Here is a 17,049-nt window from a genome sequence, read left to right as displayed (position 1 = left end):
TTGGGGATCGTGGGCAACGCCGCCGTTCGGGCGGCTATCGCTGCGTTCTTCGTTTTCGTCTTGCTCGTCGGCATACATGCTCCTCATTGACATGCTATGCCTCACACACAAAATTTCGGACAGGCTCCGGATTCGGCGCCCCACTACCTGAACCGGCTGGAACCGCTGACCCTGCTGTCGGCGTTGGCGGTATCCACCTCACGCATCGGGCTGGTCGGCACGCTGACCACGTCCTACAACGAACCGTTCAACGTCGCACGCGCGTTCGCATCGCTGGACCTCATCAGCGGCGGCCGCGCCGGCTGGAACGTGGTAACGACCGGTCTGGAAGGCGCCGCGGGAAACTATGGGCGTGAAGAGCACATTCCCCATCCGGTGCGGTACCGGCGTGCCAGAGAGCACCTGCAGGTAGTGCGTGCACTGTGGGACTCCTATGAGGACGATGCCTTTCCCAGGGACAAGGCCAGCGGCATCTTCCTCGACAAAACCCGGCAGCATCGGCTGGATCACAAGGGCGAGTTTTTTTCCGTGGCCGGGCCTCTGAACATTTCGCGCTCACGGCAGGGGCATCCGGTGATCTTCCAGGCCGGCGCGTCCGATGACGGCCGCCAGTTGGCCGCAAGCGCCGCAGACGCAGTATTCGCGGGCGCGGAAACCTTCGAGGAGGCCCAGGAGTACTACGGCGACGTCAAGGGGCGGGCTGCCGCCCTGGGGCGGCAGCCCGAGCATCTTCAGATTCTGCTCGGAGCATCGCCGATCATTGCAGGCACGGACGAGGATGCCAGACGCATCGAACAGCAGCGCCGTGGAAAGATCGATCTCGACAAGGCGCTGGTCCAGTTGGGCAGGCCTTTCAACTATTACGACTTCAGCCGGCACGCGCTGGACGAGCCGTTCCCCGACCTGGGTGACCGTGGCAGCAACGGGTACCGCAGTGCGGCCGAGCGCATCAAGAAGATTGCACGAGACGAGCGGCTGACGCTGCGACAGGCGGCCGAACGTTTCACTACACGCCGCACGCCCTTCGTCGGCGCTGCGGAAACGGTGGCCAACGAGATCGAGCGCTGGTTCAAGGAAGGGGCACTGGACGGCCTCAACCTGCATCTTGGCGCCAGCGAGGGCAGTGGCAGTGCACTGCTCATCAGCGAGGTCGTTCCCCTGCTCCAACGGCGCGGCTTGTTCCGCACGGAGTACGAAGGCAGCACGCTACGGGGCCACCTGGGCCTCGCAGTTCCGCAGAATCGCTACACCGCGGCTCGCCAACCCACCCTCACCGCCTGAATATCTACCCGAGCCATTCAGTCCCCTCCGGCTCTCCGGAGCGGGATGTTCACCAGAGTCTGGAGATTGAACGATGTCCGTCGATGCAATAGAAGAAAATCGCGCCCCCAATATCCGATCGCTCAGCGTCAAACCGGTGGAGCCCACCATCGGCGCGGAAATCAGCGGGATCGACCTGCGCCAGCCGCTGTCGATCACGCAGCGCGATGAGATCAAGGCGCTGCTGCTCAAGCACCGCGTGCTCTTCTTCCGCGACCAGCCCATCAACCACGACCAGCAGATCGCTTTCGCGCGCCAGTTCGGCAAGATCTATCCGCACCCCTCGACCCGCGACGAGACCAAGCGGTTCGACCCCGGCACGGCCGATTCGCACCGTATCTCCGCCGTCGAGCAACGCAAGCTCTACAAGGCCACGGCCGGACGCTGGCATACCGATACCAGCTGGCTCGTCCATCCCGCCTGGGGCGCCTTGCTGCGCGAGGTGGACATTCCGCCGCTGGGCGGCGATACGATCTGGGCTGATGGCCATGCGGTCTACGAGAGCCTGAACGACGAGCTGAAGGAGAAGATCGCCGACCTGTACGTGGTGCACGATTTCCAGAGCGCCCTCAAGCGGGTGAATCTGGACTATCCGATCGTCGCCCACCCGCTGGTCCGCACGCACCCCGAGACCGGCGAAAAGATTCTGTGGCTCAACTTCTCGCAATATCCCAGCGTGATCGGCTGGGACCGTGCAGACAGCGCAGCCCTGGTGACCGAGCTGGAGCGGGCCTATTCGCGGCCCGAGTTCCATGTGCGTTTCAAGTGGAGCAAGCATGCACTCGCGTTCTGGGACAACCGCGCGGGTCTGCACTACCCGGTGACGAACTACGGCGATTACCCCCGTCTGCTCGAACGGGTGCTGATCGAGGACTTCGACGCGCCCGCGCATTACTGATCCGGCGCCGCCGATGCGCACAGGCATCGACCGGGCTTTCGGTTTTTCTCTCCGTTCGCTGACCTTCCTTCCCCCACATGAAGCGCGCTGCCTGTCTCTGCCTCACCCTCGCTCTCGCACTGCTCGCCGGCTGCGGCAAGGAAACAGGCCCGTCTTCTTCCTCGTCCACCGCGGCTTCTTCCGAGCCGGCAGCCGGCGGCGAACTCGTCTTCGCCTTCGACGGAGCGGCCGCATCGTCGTTTCCGCTCGATCCGCACCTGCAGCCCTCCTATGCGCCGACCAGCCGCATCCTGCGTTCGATCTACGACAGCCTCGTGGTCGCGCTGCCGGGCCACCGCTTTGGCCCCTGGCTCGCCACGGCCTGGGAGACCTCGCCCGACGGCCGCTCGACCACCTTCCGGCTGCGCCAGGACGTGACGTTCCACGACGGTACGCGCTTCGATGCGGCGGCGGTCAAGGCCAATTTCGACCGCATCTTCGACCCGAAGAATGCCCTGGGCTCCGCCAAGGAATTCCTCGGCTTCAAGCAGGCGGTGGTGCTGGATGAATTCAGCGTACGCCTGGACTTCGAGCAGCCCTACGCGCCGCTGCTGGCGCAGCTCTCGAAGACGCACTTCGGCATCGCCTCGCCCGCCGCCATCGCACAGTACGGGAGCCAGCTGGGGGCGCACCCCGTAGGCAGCGGGCCGTTCAGGCTGGCGCGCGTCGTTTCTGGCACTGAAATCCAGCTGGAACGCTTCGACGCCTACCGCTGGGCGCCCGAGGGCAGCCAGCATCCCGGCCCGGCATTCCTGGAGAAGCTGACCTTCAAGAGCGTGCCCGAAGAGGCCACGCGGGTGGCCGTGCTCCAGAGCGGCGAGGCGCAGGCGGCGGACCTGATTCCGCCGCAGAACCTCGTGAACATCCGCAACGACCCGGACGTCCGGGTGGTCGAAGGCGAGCTGCTCAACCACAACTACACGCTGCGCCTCAACACCCGGCGCCCGCCCTGGGACGACGTGCGCGCGCGGCGCGCGTTCCGCGCGGGGCTGGACGTCGACGCGGCCATCAAGACCATCTACCTCGGCACGGCGACGCGGGCCTGGTCGCCGCTGTCCCCGGGCCTGTTCGCCTACGACAGGACGCTGGAGAACACCTGGGGGCCGGACCGCGCAGCGGCCGGCCGGGCGCTGGAAGAATTGGGCTGGAAGCCGGGGCCGGACGGCATCCGCGTCAAGGACGGCAAGCGCCTGACGGTGGTCTGCCTCGACGGGCAGGGCAACCGCGAGAAGCGGATCGACCTGCTGACCGTGTTCCGGCGGCAGTTGAAGGAGGTGGGCATCGACCTGCGCATCGAAAGCCAGCCGGGCGGCAACTACCTGGAAAAAATCCGCAACGGCGACTTCGATCTGGCGGCCGGCAGCCAGTTCACCACCGACCCCGACGTGCTGCGCACGCTCTACACGCCCGACAGCAGCTACGCGCGGATCGACGATGCGGAACTGACAGGCTGGCTGCGCACCGCCTCGCAGCGGACCGATCCGGCCGAACGGCTGGCGCTGTATGCCCGCGCGCAGCACCACATCATCGACGCGGTCTGCACGATCCCGACCTATGTGCTGCTCTACACGGTGACGACGCCCCGGCGCGTCCACGACGTGAGGATCGACACGGCGGGCTTCCCGCAATTCCATGAAGCCTGGCTGGAGCCGCAGCGATGAGGAGTGCGAGCGTCATCGAGCGGCTGCTGGGTTCGCTGGGCGTGGTGTTCGGCGCGGTCACGCTGGTGTTCCTGATCCTGAACTGGCTGCCGGGCGATCCGGCCGAATTGATCGCCGGGGAGGACGCGAGCGAGGAGACCGTCGCGCAGGTGCGGGCGCAGCTCGGCACGGCTCAGCCGCTCGGCACGCGCTATGTCCGCTACATCGGCGGGCTGCTGCGCGGCGACCTGGGACAGAGCTACGTGACGCGCGAGCCGGTGGCCAAGCGGCTGGCGGCGCAGTTCCCGGCGACGCTGAAGCTCACCGTGCTCGGCTGCGCCGTCGCGGTGGCAGTGGGCGTGGGACTGGGCGTGCTGTCGGCGCGCCATGCCGGCGGCTGGATCGACCAGGCGGTGCAGGCGGTCGCGCTCGGACTGCATTCGATGCCGAGCTTCTGGCTCGGCATCCTGCTGATCCTGCTGTTCTCCGTCACGCTGGGCTGGCTGCCGGTGATCGGCCGTTCGCCCGCCGCGATGGTGCTGCCGGTGAGTGCGCTCGGCCTCGTGGTGTCGGTGCCGATCATGCGCATGGTGCGCGACGGCATGCTCGAAGGGCTGCACGAGCCCTACGTGACCACGCTGCGCGCCAAGGGCTTGGGCGAGGCGCGCATCTTCTACGTGCACGTGCTGCGCAACGCGCTGATCCCGACGGTGACGCTGCTCGGGCTGGTGGTGGGCGAACTGCTGTCGGGCGCGGTGATCATCGAGACGCTCTACGCCCGGCAGGGCATCGGCCGCATCACCGTCGAGGCCATCGGGCAGAAGGACATCCCCGTGGTGCAGGGCACGATCCTGGTCGCCGCGGTGGGCTTCGTCGTCGTGAACCTGCTGGTGGACCTGTCGTACACGCTGATCGACCCGCGGGTGCGGAAATGAAGCGGGAGATGGCCATGCTCCTCTCGCCTTCCCGCCGCGCGACCGCGACGCCTGCCGCGCCGTCTCCGGATACTGGGGGGCAGCCGCCCGCCGCCAGCACGCCGGCGGTGAGCGCGCGGAAGAAGCGCCGGGCCTGGCGTCTGGGCGAGGTGCTGGTGTGGCTGTCGTTCGCCGTGCTCGCCGCGGTGGCGGCCTGCGCGCTGGCACCGGGCTGGATCGCGCTGTATTCCCCCACGGAGATGCATGGCGACGCCGTGCTGAAAGCCCCCGGCGCCGCGCACTGGTTCGGCACCGACCAGTTCGGGCGCGACGTGTTCTCGCTGGTGGTGCATGGCGCGCGCCAATCGCTGCTGATCGGGCTGGCGGCCGTGCTGGTCGGCTGCGCCTGCGGGGTGTCGCTGGGCATCCTCGCGGGCTATGCGGGCGGCTGGTTCGACGCGCTCGCGATGCGCTTCATCGACGTCTGGATGGCGATCCCGAACCTGCTGCTTGCCATCGCGCTGGCGACCGCCCTGCCGCCGAGCCTGCTCAACACCGTGCTCGCCATCAGCATCGCCTCGGTGCCACGGTACACGCGGGTGCTGCGGGGGCAGGCCCTCACGATCCGCCACCGCGCCTTCGTGGAGGCCGCGCGCACGGCGGGCGCATCGCACTTCGCCATCCTGCGCGGCCACATCCTGCCGCACTGCGTGGCGCCGATCCTCGTGATGGCGACGCTGGGCATCGGCGGCGCCATCCTCGCCGGCTCGTCGCTGAGCTTCCTGGGCCTGGGCGTGAACGACGAGAGCCCGGACTGGGGCTACCTGCTGACGCAGGGGCGCGGCTACCTGACCGTCGCGTGGTGGATCGTCACCTTTCCGGGGCTGGCGATCACCGCCCTGGTGATCGCAGTCAACCTGCTGGGCGACGCGTTGCGCCGGCGACTCGATCCACGGCAGAGGCTGAAATGACTCTGTACGCACAACACAGGGGGTATATGCCTGAAATGCGCGTTCTTCAGCCGCTTCAGTATGGTGACTGGGAGAGTATCCTTCGCGAGAGTCCGGCTGCCGCGCCCCTGCTGCGCGTCGATGGGCTCGCGGTGCGCTTCGGCACCGACGAGCGCCCGCTCGACGCGGTGGACCATGCCACCCTCGGCATCCGGCGCGGCGAGACGGTCTGCCTGGTCGGCGAATCGGGCAGCGGCAAGACGGTGACGGCACTCTCCATCCTGCGGCTCGACGAGCACCGCCGCGCGCGCATTGTGCGCGGCGACATCCTGTTCGATGGCAGGAGCCTCGTGGGCCTGCCGCGCGCGGAACTGGACCGCCTGCGGGGCCAGCGCATCGCGATGGTGTTCCAGGAGCCGATGACGGCCTTCGACCCGGTGTTCACGATCGGCGACCAGATCGTGGAGACCATCCTGCGGCACGAGAAGGTCAGCCGCCGCGCGGCCTTCGAGCGCGGCGTGCAGTTGCTCGAACGGGTCCACATCCCCGAGGCGCGGCTGCGCATGCGGCAGATCCCGCAGCAGCTCTCGGGCGGCATGCGGCAGCGGGCGATGATCGCAATGGCCCTGGCCTGCGGCCCCGAGCTGCTGATCGCCGACGAGCCGACCACGGCGCTGGACGTGACCATCCAGGCGCAGATCCTGGCGCTGCTCAAGGAATTGCAGCAGGCCGACGGCATGGCCGTCCTGCTCATCACCCACGACCTGGGCGTGGCCGCCGAGGTCGCCGACCGCGTGGTCGTGATGTATGCCGGGCGCGTGGTGGAGCAGGCGGCGGCCGATGTCCTGTTGCGCCGGCCTGGCCACCCGTACACGCGGTGCCTGCTGCGGTCCGCGGTGCCGCTGGACAGCGTGCGCGGCAGCCGGCTGGCGGCGATCCCCGGCTCCATTCCGCGGCTCGACGCCCTGCCGGGCGGCTGCCGCTTCCACCCGCGCTGCGCACTCGCCGATGCCCGCTGCGGCGCCGAGTCGCCGCCGCTGGAGGATGTGGCGGCGCACGGCAGCCACGCCGTCGCCTGCTGGCATGCCTTCGCGCCGGACCCGGCCCCCACGGTCGTGCCGCTGCCGGTGCGCGCGCCGGCGCAGGAGGAGAAGGAGGAGGCATCCGCCCGGCCGGCGCCGGGCACCCTGGGCACGGCCGTGGCCGAGGGCGGAACGCTCGTCGAGACCGTGCGGCTGAGCAAGCATTTCGCCACGGGCCGGGGCCCGTTCTCCCGCGGCGCGCCGGTGCGCGCGCTCGACGATGTCTCCCTCGCCATCCGGCGCGGCGAGACCTTCGGGCTGGTCGGCGAATCGGGCTGCGGAAAGAGCACGCTAGGGCGCCTGCTGATGCAGTTGGAGACGCCCACGCGCGGCGAAGTGCGGTTCGCGGGCCGCCCGCTGCACGCGCTGCGCGGCGCCGCGCGCCGGCAGGTGCGGCGCGAGATGCAGATGATCTTCCAGGACCCCTACAGCGCGATCGACCCGCGCTGGACGGTGGGCGACGTGATCGCCGAGCCGCTGGTCGCCCAGGGCGAGCGCAGCCGCGACGTCCTGCACGACCGGGTCGTGGAACTGCTGGGCCAGGTCGGGCTGAACCCGGCGGCGCGCCACCAGCACGTGCACGAGTTCTCGGGCGGGCAGCGCCAGCGCATCGGCATCGCGCGGGCCATCGCGCTGGAGCCGAGCTTCGTGCTGGCCGACGAAGCCGTCTCGGCGCTGGACCTGTCGGTGCAGGCGCAGATCATCAACCTGTTCGCCGAACTGCGCGACCGACTGGCGCTGACCACGCTGTTCATCGGCCACGGCCTGAACGTGGTGCGGCATCTGTCGCACCGCATCGGCGTGATGTACCTCGGCCGGCTGGTCGAGGTCGCGCCGTCGGACGAGCTGTTCCGCCGCCCCGCGCACCACTACACGCAGGCGCTGCTCTCGGCGATCCCGTCGCAGGACCCGCAGCGGCGCCGGGCGGCCGTGGCGCCGGTGGGCGAACTGCCCTCCCCCACGGCGCCGCCTGCGGGCTGCCACTTCCATCCCCGCTGCCCCGCGGCCACCGACCGCTGCCGCAGCGAGGCCCCGGCGCTCGCGCCCATCACAGCGCAGCGCTGGGTGGCCTGCCACTTTCCGCGCTGATCCCGCACAACCATCGACAATCAGGAGAAATCCCAGCCATGAGCAGCAACAGCTGCACCTACGTCCCCACACCCGGGCAACCCGAATCCCTGCACGCCATCTTCCGCCAACTGCATGCGTGGCGCGAGCAGCATCAGGAGCCGTCGAGCGTGCAGGCCAACATCGCGCAGCGCCGCACGCTCGTCGAGAACGCCCGGCCCGAGGACTGGGTGAAAGCCGGCGACCAGGTCGCGCCGTTCGAGGTGGAGGAAGTGGATGGCGAACGCCTGACGCTCGCGGCGCTGCTGGAGCGCGGGCCGCTGGTGCTGGTCTTCTTCCGCTTCGCGGGCTGCCCGGCCTGCAACCTCGCGCTGCCCTACTACCAGCGCAACCTGCTGCCCGGCCTGCGCGAGCGCGGGGCGACGCTGCTGGCGCTGAGCCCGCAGCTGCCCGAGCGGCTGGTCGACATCAAGCGCCGCCACCGGCTCGAATTTTTCGTCGCCACCGACCGCGACAACGCGCTGGGGCAGCGCTTCGGCATCCTCTACGCGCCCGACGAGGCCGCCCGGCAGGCCGCGCAGGCGCGCGGCCATTTCATCGGCGACGTGACCGGCACCGGGACCTGGGAACTGCCGCAGCCGACAGCCGTTGTCATCGGCATCGACGGCACGGTGCATTTCGCCGATGTGCATCCGGACTGGCTGCTGCGCACCGAGGCCGACACCATCCTGGCCGCGGTCGATGCGCTGCCGGTGCAGGAACACCATGCCTGAAACCACGGCGGACACGCTGCAAGCCGACGTGCTGGTCATCGGCGGCGGCATGGCCGGCGCCTGGGCGGCCCTGGGCGCCGCGCGCGCGGGTGCTCAGGTCGTGCTGGTGGAAAAAGGCTACTGCGGCACCAGTGGCGTGACGGCGTCGGCCGGGCCCGGCCATTGGTGGGTGCCGCCGCAGGCGCGCGAGCAGGCCATCGCCCAGCGGCTCGCGGCCGGCGAGGGGCTGGCCGAGGCGCGCTGGATGGAGCGCGTGCTGGACACCACTTGGCGCCATCTGCCGACGATCGCGCCGCACTATGCCTTCGGCGTCGATGCCAAGGGCGTCGTGCAGTACCGGGCGCTGCGCGGCCCCGAGTACCTGCGCGCGTTGCGCACGCTGGTGAACGCGGCCGGCGTGCGGGTGCTCGACCACCACCCCGCCACCGAGCTTCTGCGCCACGGCGATGGCAGTATTGCCGGCGCGTGCGGACTGCACCTGCGTGGTAGCGGCATACCCTGGGAGATACGTGCAGGGGCCACCGTCATCGCAGCCGGTGGCTGCGCCTTTCTCTCGAAGCTGCTCGGCGCCGACAACAACACCGGCGACGGCTACCTGATGGCCGCCGAGGCCGGGGCCGAGCTCTCGGGCATGGAGTTCACCAACTACTACACGGTGGCGCCGGCCTGGTCGTCGATGACGCGCTCCATGTCCTATGCGTTCGCCCGCTATTTCGATGCGGACGGGCGCGAGCTCGACATCCCCTTCGGCCCCGGCGCCACGGCCGCGCTGGCGCGGGCGCTGCTGGACGGCCCGGTGGCCTGCACGCTCGAACGGATGCCGCAGGACCTGCGCGAACTGCTGCCGACCATTTCACCCAACGTGCTGATCGCGTTCACGCGCGCCGGCGTCGACCCGTTCCGCGACCGCTTTCCGGTCACGCTGCGCGGCGCAGGCACGGTGCGCGGCATCGGGGGCCTGCGCGTGGCCGGCGAGGGCTGCGAGACCAGCGTGCCCAACCTGTTCGCGGCCGGCGACGCGGCCTCGCGCGAGCGGGTGGCCGGCGCCATCTCGGGCGGGGGCGCGATCAACTCGGCCTGGGCGCTGTCTTCCGGGCTCTGGTCGGGACAGGCCGCTGCCGCGCGCGCGAGGCGCGACGGCCGGCGCGCCGACGGCCCCGCGCGGCCGGCCGGGCAGGCCGGTCTGCACGCCGGCGCGAGCGGCTGGGACCGGACCGCCGCCGTCGCCACCGTGCAGCGAGCTACGCTGGACTACGACCGCAACATCTTCCGCAGCGCCAACGGCCTGGGCGAGTCGGTGACGGCGCTCGACGGCGTCTGGCGCGCCATCTCCGCCGGCGGCTGCGCCCCTGCGCCGGCCGACCCCGTGCAGCGGCTGCGCCTGCGCGAGACCGCAGCCTTGGTGGCCACCGCGCGCTGGAGCGTGCATTCGGCCTTCCTGCGCCCGGAGAGCCGCGGCATGCACCGGCGGGTGGACGCGCCCGCCAGCGACCCGGCCTGGGCGCACCGGATCGTGACCGGCGGGCTGGACCGGATCTGGCACCGCGCCGAGCCGGCGGGCACCGGCCCCGCGCAACCCATCCACCCCCTCACGACGGCCACGCCATGATCGCCCTGCTCCTTTCGGACCGCTGCACCGCCTGCCAGCGCTGCATCGCGGTCTGCCCGCGCAACGTCTTCGATCCGGGGCCGGCCGTGCCCGTGATCGCGCGCCCCGAGGACTGCCAGACCTGCTTCGCCTGCGAGTTGTATTGCCAGGCCGACGCCCTCTACGTCGAACCCACAGTGGACCGCCTCGTGCCCGTGGACGAGGACGCCGTGCGCGCCAGCGGCCTGCTGGGCGTCTACCGGCGCGACTCCGGCTGGGACGAATGGCAAGACGACCCGCGCTATCCCAACCAGCACTGGCGCATGGGCGAGGTGTTCGCCCGCGGCCAGGCCGACCAGCAGGCCCGGCAGGCGGCCCGTGCCCCTTCCCTCTCTGCCACCCCATCGCGCCCCTGGCCTGACGAAGGAATTCCATCATGAGCGAACGACAACCGAAGCCAATCCGACTCGCCATCAACCTGCTGGCGTCAGGCCGCCACAACGCTTCCTGGAAGACGCTGGACCAGCCGGACCGCCTCTCGCTGGACATCGACAGGTTCGTCGCGATCGCACAACTCGCGGAACAGGGCCGGCTCGACGGCATCTTCATGGCCGACAACCTCGGCGGCCTCACGCCGGAAGCCTACAAGCGGCCCTGGCGTGCCATCGCGCCCAGCATCCTGCTGGCCCACCTCGCCGCGCACACCCGGCATATCGGGCTGGTGTCCACCGTTAACGCGCTCTACGGCTCCCCCGCCCTGCTGGCCCGGGAAATCGCCAGCCTGGACCACGTGAGCAAAGGCCGCGCGGCCTGGAACATCGTGACCAGCCAGCACGACTTCGCCCAGACTATCTTCGGCACGACCGCCGAGTTGACCCAGGACGAGAAGTACGCCAAGGCCGAGGAGTTCGTCTCCATCGTCACCGGCCTATGGGGCTCTCTCCCGGTCGAAGCCATCGTCGCCGACATCGAACGCACCGTCTACGTGGATGCGGCGCGCCTGCGTCCGATCGATTTCACAGGCACATACTTCTCCTCGCACGGCACGCTGGGCATCCCAGGCGGTTACGCCGAACGCCCGGTGATCGTGCAGGCCGGAGCTTCTGAATCAAGCAAGCGCTTCGGCTCCCGGTGGGCGGACGCGCTTTTCACCAGCCACTGGAACCTGCCCGACGCCCAAGGCTTCTACCGCGATGTGAAGCAGGCGGCCGCCGGCTACGGCCGAAACCCCGCCGGCCTGCTGATCTTCCCCGGGCTCTATCCCATCCTCGGCGCGACTGAGGCGCAGGCCCTGCGGCGCAAGCGGGACCTCGATGACCAACTGGACCTGGAGCACGCCAAGGGCGCTCTCGCGACGATGCTCGGAATCGCGTCCGGCCTGCTGGACCTCTCGAAGCCCCTGCCCTACGACAGCATCGACCTGAACGGCGCCGACATGCTGACCCCCGTTCGGCGACGGGAAAAGCTGGTCAAAGACGCACAGCGGCGCAATCTGACGACCCGTGATGTCCTGGTCGAATACGTCACCGGAGGTCACCGAATCGTCATCGGCACGCCGGAACAGGTCGCCGACGACATCATCGACTGGATCGATGGCGACGGCGCGGACGGTTTCAACTTCAACGTCGATACGTTTCCCAGCGGTCTGCACAACATCGTCGAAGGGCTGGTGCCCGAGTTGCAGCGACGCGGCCGGTTCCGCCTGGAATACGAAAGCAGCAGTTTCAGAGGCAACCTCGGGCTGCGCTGAGCGCCCGGCCCTCGCGGACCTTCACGCATCCCCACCCATGTCCCGCCTTTTCACCCCCGGCCGCATCGGCCTGCTGACCACGCCCAACCGCATCGTGATGGCCCCGCTGGGCCGCGCCCGTTCGAGCGAGCCGGGGCGCGAACCGCTGTCCCGCGTCGCCACCTACTACGCCCAGCGCGCCACGGCCGGGCTGATCGTGTCGGAGGCCACGCATGTGTCCCTCTTCAGCGTCAGCCGCCCCGGTGGCTCGGCCATCCACACGACGGGCCAGTCGCAAGCTTGGCTGCGCGTGACGCAGTCGGTCCATGCGGCCGGAGGGCGCATCTTCCAGCAGCTGTTCCACCTCGGGCGCAAGGCGCATCCTTCGCGGCTGCCCGACGGGGTGCTGCCTGTCGCCCCCTCGGCCATCGCGGCGCACGGAAGCGTTGCGACGCCCACAGGGCCGCAGCCCTTCCCCGTGCCACGCATCCTCGCCGCGGAGGCGATAGCAGGCATCGTGCGCGAATTCCGGCAGGCGGCCGTGTTTTCCCATGCGGCCGGGTTCGACGGCGTAGAAGTCCACGCAGCCAACGGCTACCTGATCGACCAGTTCCTACGCGACGCCAGCAACCAGCGCAGCGATGCCTACGGCGGCAGCGTCGAGAAGCGGGCACGCTTCCTGTTCGAGATCGTTGATACCCTGATCCCGGTACTGGGGACGTCGCGCATCGGCGTGCGCATCTCTCCTCATGCCACGGGCGACGGCACCGGCGACTCCGACCCGGCAGCGCTCTTCGGCCATGTCGCCAGCGAACTGCAACGGCGCGGCATCGCCTACTTGCACCTGATCGAGCCTGACGCGACGCCACCCGCCTCCCGGCTGGGGCCCGCGCTGCGCCATATTTTCCAGGGCACGCTGATCCTCAACGGCGGCTTCACGCGCGAGAGCGCGATCCGCGCGCTGGAGGAAGACCGGGCGGACTTCATCTCGTTCGGCCGCCTCTACATCGCGAACCCGGATCTGGCGGAACGGTTGCGCCTGGGCGCCCCCTTCAACACTCCGGATCCGGCCACGTTCCACAAGGGCGGCGACCTAGGCTATATCGACTATCCGGCGTGGGTGGAGCCATTGGCACGCACATGAGATAAAAATGCTTTGACAGCATATTTGTTTATAGAAATAATAAACTTCAAACATTTTCCAGGATTCCCTACGATCTGATCATCTCAGTACGGATCCGTCCAGGAGATTCTTCATGATGGTGGAATTCATTGGATACGCCACGGCGCTGCGAACAGAGCGAAATCGTCGCTCCCCAGGGGCGGTGAATGATCAGCGCTGGATCGGCACGGTGGCCCATCACGAAGCAGTGCCTCGTTCGATGCCCAGTTCTCGAGAAGTTTCAGAAGCAGACGACAGGTTACAGCCTGTTCCAGAACGCCGAACTGCACTTCGAAACCCACCTCAGCCAACTGGACCTGGCCGGTGTCCAAGCCGCAGCGTCGGCGAATTGAAGCGAAGCAGACTATGTCATTACCATCAAAAAACCACTCTCGAGATGATCGCCGGATCATCCTCGGCGCCTACTATCTCGTACCGAACAGCCATTACACGGAGGTGTGGCGGCATCCGTACTCCGAGACGGACTTCGCGGGCAAGGGCATCTATCAGCGGCTGGCGCGATTCCTGGAGTCCTCGGGGTTCGATCTGGCGTTCATCCCCGAGTCGCTGGCGGCCCCACGGGGCGACGACGGCAGCCTGGCGCGCGGCCTGGAGGCAGGAGAGCTCGGCACGATCCGGCCCGATCCGACGATCCTGGCGCAGGCGATCACTGATGTAACGCGCACGCTCGCCGTCGGCGTGACGCTGTCGACGACCTTCTGGGAGCCCTACCACATCGCCCGGTTGTTCGGGTCGCTCAACCACTTCAGCGGCGGTCGGGTGGCGTGGAACATCATCACCTCGGGCGGTGACGACAACGCACGAAGCTTCGGCTCGCCGCAGTTGCCGGAACACGATTCTCGCTATGACCGCGCGGACCATGTCGTCGAAGCCGCGTCGCAGTTGTGGCAATCGTGGCAGCCGGATGCGTTGGTCGCAGACAAGGAGTCCGGCGTGTTCGCCGACCCCCGCAGGGTGACCGAGGTCCACTACGACGCGGGCGGTGTCGCACTGAGCGGCACCTTGACCTTGCCGCGGGCGCCGGGTGGTGGCCGGCCGGTGTTCATCCAGGCGGGGGAGTCGGAGCGCGGCCGGGACTTTGCGGCCCGGTGGGCCGAGTTCGTATTTTCAATCCAGAACACGGCCGAGAACCTGAAGTCGCTGCGCGACGATGTCCGGCTCCGTGCCGGACGACTCGGCCGCGGGCCGGACGCGATCCGGCTGCTTGCGGCGATCATCCCGGTCATCGGCGAGACCGATGAAATCGCACAGGCACGGTCGCGTTATCTGACCGACCGAATCGAGCCGCTCCGTGCAGCCCGCCGGCTGGCGCGCAACCTGGGGATCGCCGTCCCCGAGAACCTGGATGTTCCGCTGGTGGCGGTCGCCGGCGACCTGGAAGCGCTGCCCAAGCGCATTCGGCGGGTGGCACAAGAGGTGCCGGAAGCCAAGGCAACATTCCGGTACGTGGCCACCCAGATCGCCCGCAGTTCGTCCACAGCATGGGTGGTTGGCAGCCCTCGGACCGTGGCCGACCAACTCCAGGAGTTCTGCGACTCCGAGTCGGTCGATGGCTTCATCATCACCCCAACGCACTTCCCGGGCTCGTTCGAAGAGTTCGGCCGGTCGGTGGTACCGATCCTGCGCGATCGGGGTCTCATCCGAGAGCCGGAAACCGGATCTGTCGACTTCCGCAGCCGCCTCGGCTTGGGGCCAGTCAGATGAGCCGGCCACGATCGCGCCGGCCGGATCGCCTTGTACTCGGCACACACATCAACCCCGTGCCCGGACACGCCGCCTGGCGACGCCCCAGCAGCCACGCCGAACGCATCTACGACTACGCGATCTATCGCCGCATCGCGCAACAGGCCGAGGCGGCCAAACTCGATTATCTGTTCGTTGCCGACGGGCCAACACACGAGGCTGACCGGTTCCTGCACAACCCGTTCCGCATCCTCGAATCGCTCACGCTGGTCACCTCACTCGTCGGGGTGACCGAGCGTATCGGACTGATCCCATCGCTCTCGACGACGTTCTTCGAGCCGTTCAACATCGCACGACAGTTGGCCTCGCTGGACCATCTGTCGGGCGGGCGAGCCGGCTGGAACGTCGTGACATCGTTCGGCGGGGCCGAGCACTATGGCCCGGACGAGTTGCTCGAGCACGACCTGCGCTACGCCCGCGCCGAGGAGTTTCTGCAGGCCGTCGAGCTGTTTTGGCGCAGTTGGGCGGACGGCGCGCTGGTCCGCGATCGACGCACCGGGACCTGGGGCGATCCACGGCATGTAGCCGCCGAGTCGTTCGACGGACGTTTCTTCAAGATCAGGGGGCCACTCAACCTACCCGCCGGACCACAGGGCAGACCGGTGATCGCACAGGCCGGCTCCTCCGACATCGGCCGTTCGCTCGGAGCCCGGTATGCGGACCTGATCTACACCGGTGCGTCGTCGCTCGCACGCGCGCAGGCATTCCGGGCCGACATTCGCGATCGTGCCGCTGCTGCGGGCCGCCAGCCGAGCGCGGTCAAGATCGTGCCGAGCGTTTCGCCGATCATCGGTGCGACCGAGTCCGAGGCGAGGGCGATGGAGGCAGACCTAAACGACCTGATCGATTTCGAGGCCGGCCGCCGCTCACTGCAGTGGATGCTCGGCGATCTCGACCTATCCGGGTTCGACCTCGATGAGCCGATACCGACGGACTACTACCCGACCGCTACGAGCACCAACCGGGTGCAGTCGCACATCGACAACTTTCGGCCGCTGGCGGTGGACCAGCGACTCACCATCCGCCAGCTGATCCTCGTCAATGTACGCGGTGGCGGTGGCTGGAGTGTCGTCGGTAGCGTGGAGCAGGTCGCAGATGCACTGCAGGACCGTTTCGAGGACCTCGGCGCCGACGGCTACACACTGTCCGCCCCGTATCAGCCGGAGGGCTTCGACTGGATCACCAGCGCGCTCGTACCCGAACTGCAAGCTCGGGGCCTATTCCACACCGACTACGAGCACCCGACCTTGCGCGACAGTCTCACTGCAGCATCGAAGGCTGCCCTCGACGGCATCTGAACCAGCCGGCCAGCATCTGCCGGCAACGAGGCCGGTGATCGTCGTGAGGCCGCCGCCACCTACCCTGGCACCCACGCCGATGACCAAAACCGCGAGCCGCCTCCCGGCCTCGACTTGCCTGCCGCCATCAGCACACTGCGCAGGGCTGGGCGGCCATGCCGACGCCCCTTCACACTAGCCAGGGCCCGAGCCACTTTCCACGGTCGGGATCGCTCCGGCCATCCGATCCGGCGACGGCTCCACTGCATGCCACATTAAACAATGCGCAATTTGCATATTTATTTATAAAAATAATGATTTTAAAACATCATCAAGAGCGCTTACGATCTTCCCATCTCAGCAATGCCCTGCACCTTGGCCGCCAACGTGATCCCCCGGGGCAACACCTTGGTCGGACATCGCCACAGTCGTCAGCAACGCGGCAGAACATTCGCGCCAATGGAAATGTCAAAACCTGCCCCGAACCCGAGGAACCACATCCGTCCTGGAATAGTCGCCATTGCGGTCATCCTGGTGGTTGCGGCGATCATCCTGATCTTGCCCCTGATTTACGGACACCTATCTAAGCGACATTGGCCAGCTCGTACTGCTCTGGGCTGAGGTAGCCCAGGGTCGAGTGCAGCCGGATCCGATTGTAGTCAACCTCAATGTAGTCAAACACATGAGCCTTGGCCTGCTCCCGTGTGGCGAGGTGTTCACCATGGATGGCCTCGACCTTCAGACTGTGGTTCCAACTCTCCATTGCTGCGTTGTCGTAGCAGTTGCCTCTGGCACTCATGCTGGCGATCAAAGCGTATTGCTCCAACAGGGCGCGGTGCTCGCGC

At 68.2% G+C, this 17,049-nt stretch carries 14 protein-coding genes; 13 read left to right on the top strand and 1 reads right to left on the bottom strand.

The annotated features are described in order from the left end of the window. Positions 1 to 96 precede the first annotated feature (96 nt). The 13 genes from GAK38_RS21090 to GAK38_RS21030 all read left to right on the top strand — a co-directional run bounded on the left by GAK38_RS21090 (position 97) and on the right by GAK38_RS21030 (position 16,225). Positions 97 to 1,281 carry an NtaA/DmoA family FMN-dependent monooxygenase gene (locus GAK38_RS21090; protein WP_325346904.1) on the top strand — a complete coding sequence of 395 codons (1,185 nt, stop codon included), beginning with the start codon at positions 97 to 99 and terminating at the stop codon, positions 1,279 to 1,281. A 73-nt stretch (positions 1,282 to 1,354) separates the two neighbouring features. Next, positions 1,355 to 2,218: a TauD/TfdA dioxygenase family protein gene (locus GAK38_RS21085; RefSeq protein ID WP_325346903.1), complete on the top strand. Its 864-nt coding sequence runs from the start codon at positions 1,355 to 1,357 to the stop codon at positions 2,216 to 2,218. Positions 2,219 to 2,295: 77 nt separating this feature from the next. Beyond that, a complete protein-coding gene (locus tag GAK38_RS21080; RefSeq protein WP_325346902.1) occupies positions 2,296 to 3,918 on the top strand; it encodes an ABC transporter substrate-binding protein in 1,623 nt (540 codons plus the stop codon). Continuing rightward, positions 3,915 to 4,832 carry an ABC transporter permease gene (locus GAK38_RS21075; RefSeq protein WP_325346901.1) on the top strand — a complete coding sequence of 306 codons (918 nt, stop codon included), beginning with the start codon at positions 3,915 to 3,917 and terminating at the stop codon, positions 4,830 to 4,832. Before GAK38_RS21080 ends, GAK38_RS21075 begins: the two co-directional genes overlap by 4 nt. 107 nt (positions 4,833 to 4,939) lie before the next feature. Next, entirely contained in the window at positions 4,940 to 5,782 is an 843-nt protein-coding gene (locus GAK38_RS21070; protein ID WP_325346900.1) for an ABC transporter permease, read from the top strand. A gap of 35 nt (positions 5,783 to 5,817) precedes the next feature. Beyond that, complete coding sequence (locus GAK38_RS21065) at positions 5,818 to 7,932, top strand: ABC transporter ATP-binding protein (RefSeq protein WP_325346899.1); 2,115 nt, start codon at positions 5,818 to 5,820, stop codon at positions 7,930 to 7,932. A 38-nt stretch (positions 7,933 to 7,970) separates the two neighbouring features. Continuing rightward, positions 7,971 to 8,684 (top strand): peroxiredoxin-like family protein, encoded by a 714-nt coding sequence (locus tag GAK38_RS21060; RefSeq protein ID WP_325346898.1) that lies wholly within the window; start codon positions 7,971 to 7,973, stop codon positions 8,682 to 8,684. Further along, entirely contained in the window at positions 8,677 to 10,293 is a 1,617-nt protein-coding gene (locus GAK38_RS21055) for an FAD-dependent oxidoreductase (protein ID WP_325346897.1), read from the top strand. Before GAK38_RS21060 ends, GAK38_RS21055 begins: the two co-directional genes overlap by 8 nt. Next, positions 10,290 to 10,712: a 4Fe-4S dicluster domain-containing protein gene (locus GAK38_RS21050; RefSeq protein WP_325346896.1), complete on the top strand. Its 423-nt coding sequence runs from the start codon at positions 10,290 to 10,292 to the stop codon at positions 10,710 to 10,712. Before GAK38_RS21055 ends, GAK38_RS21050 begins: the two co-directional genes overlap by 4 nt. Continuing rightward, on the top strand, positions 10,709 to 12,022 hold the full coding sequence (locus tag GAK38_RS21045; protein WP_325346895.1) for an NtaA/DmoA family FMN-dependent monooxygenase: 1,314 nt from the start codon (positions 10,709 to 10,711) through the stop codon (positions 12,020 to 12,022). The genes GAK38_RS21050 and GAK38_RS21045 overlap by 4 nt, the downstream gene beginning before the upstream one ends. A 37-nt stretch (positions 12,023 to 12,059) precedes the next feature. Next, positions 12,060 to 13,145 carry an alkene reductase gene (locus tag GAK38_RS21040; protein ID WP_325346894.1) on the top strand — a complete coding sequence of 362 codons (1,086 nt, stop codon included), beginning with the start codon at positions 12,060 to 12,062 and terminating at the stop codon, positions 13,143 to 13,145. Positions 13,146 to 13,487: 342 nt separating this feature from the next. Next, complete coding sequence (locus tag GAK38_RS21035) at positions 13,488 to 14,888, top strand: NtaA/DmoA family FMN-dependent monooxygenase (RefSeq protein WP_325346893.1); 1,401 nt, start codon at positions 13,488 to 13,490, stop codon at positions 14,886 to 14,888. Positions 14,889 to 14,944: 56 nt separating this feature from the next. Beyond that, positions 14,945 to 16,225, top strand: a complete 1,281-nt coding sequence (locus GAK38_RS21030; protein WP_325346892.1) for an NtaA/DmoA family FMN-dependent monooxygenase — start codon at positions 14,945 to 14,947, stop codon at positions 16,223 to 16,225. Between the two features lie 562 nt (positions 16,226 to 16,787). Here the strand turns inward: GAK38_RS21030 and GAK38_RS21025 are convergent. Further along, a partial coding sequence (locus GAK38_RS21025; RefSeq protein WP_291774508.1) for an IS3 family transposase occupies positions 16,788 to 17,049 on the bottom strand: 262 nt, incomplete at its 5' end.

Source organism: Xylophilus sp. (assembly GCA_009914555.1).
Taxonomy (GTDB): Bacteria; Pseudomonadota; Gammaproteobacteria; order Burkholderiales; family Burkholderiaceae_C; genus WNDY01.
This window is presented reverse-complemented; position numbering and strand designations above follow the sequence as displayed.

Coding starts and splice junctions, on each gene's coding strand:
- GAK38_RS21040 (WP_325346894.1), top strand. CDS start 12,060: ATGTCCCGCCTTTTCACCCCCGGCCGCATCGGCCTGCTGACCACGCCC.
- GAK38_RS21075 (WP_325346901.1), top strand. CDS start 3,915: ATGAGGAGTGCGAGCGTCATCGAGCGGCTGCTGGGTTCGCTGGGCGTG.
- GAK38_RS21080 (WP_325346902.1), top strand. CDS start 2,296: ATGAAGCGCGCTGCCTGTCTCTGCCTCACCCTCGCTCTCGCACTGCTC.
- GAK38_RS21065 (WP_325346899.1), top strand. CDS start 5,818: ATGCGCGTTCTTCAGCCGCTTCAGTATGGTGACTGGGAGAGTATCCTT.
- GAK38_RS21090 (WP_325346904.1), top strand. CDS start 97: ATGCCTCACACACAAAATTTCGGACAGGCTCCGGATTCGGCGCCCCAC.
- GAK38_RS21050 (WP_325346896.1), top strand. CDS start 10,290: ATGATCGCCCTGCTCCTTTCGGACCGCTGCACCGCCTGCCAGCGCTGC.
- GAK38_RS21055 (WP_325346897.1), top strand. CDS start 8,677: ATGCCTGAAACCACGGCGGACACGCTGCAAGCCGACGTGCTGGTCATC.
- GAK38_RS21045 (WP_325346895.1), top strand. CDS start 10,709: ATGAGCGAACGACAACCGAAGCCAATCCGACTCGCCATCAACCTGCTG.
- GAK38_RS21085 (WP_325346903.1), top strand. CDS start 1,355: ATGTCCGTCGATGCAATAGAAGAAAATCGCGCCCCCAATATCCGATCG.
- GAK38_RS21060 (WP_325346898.1), top strand. CDS start 7,971: ATGAGCAGCAACAGCTGCACCTACGTCCCCACACCCGGGCAACCCGAA.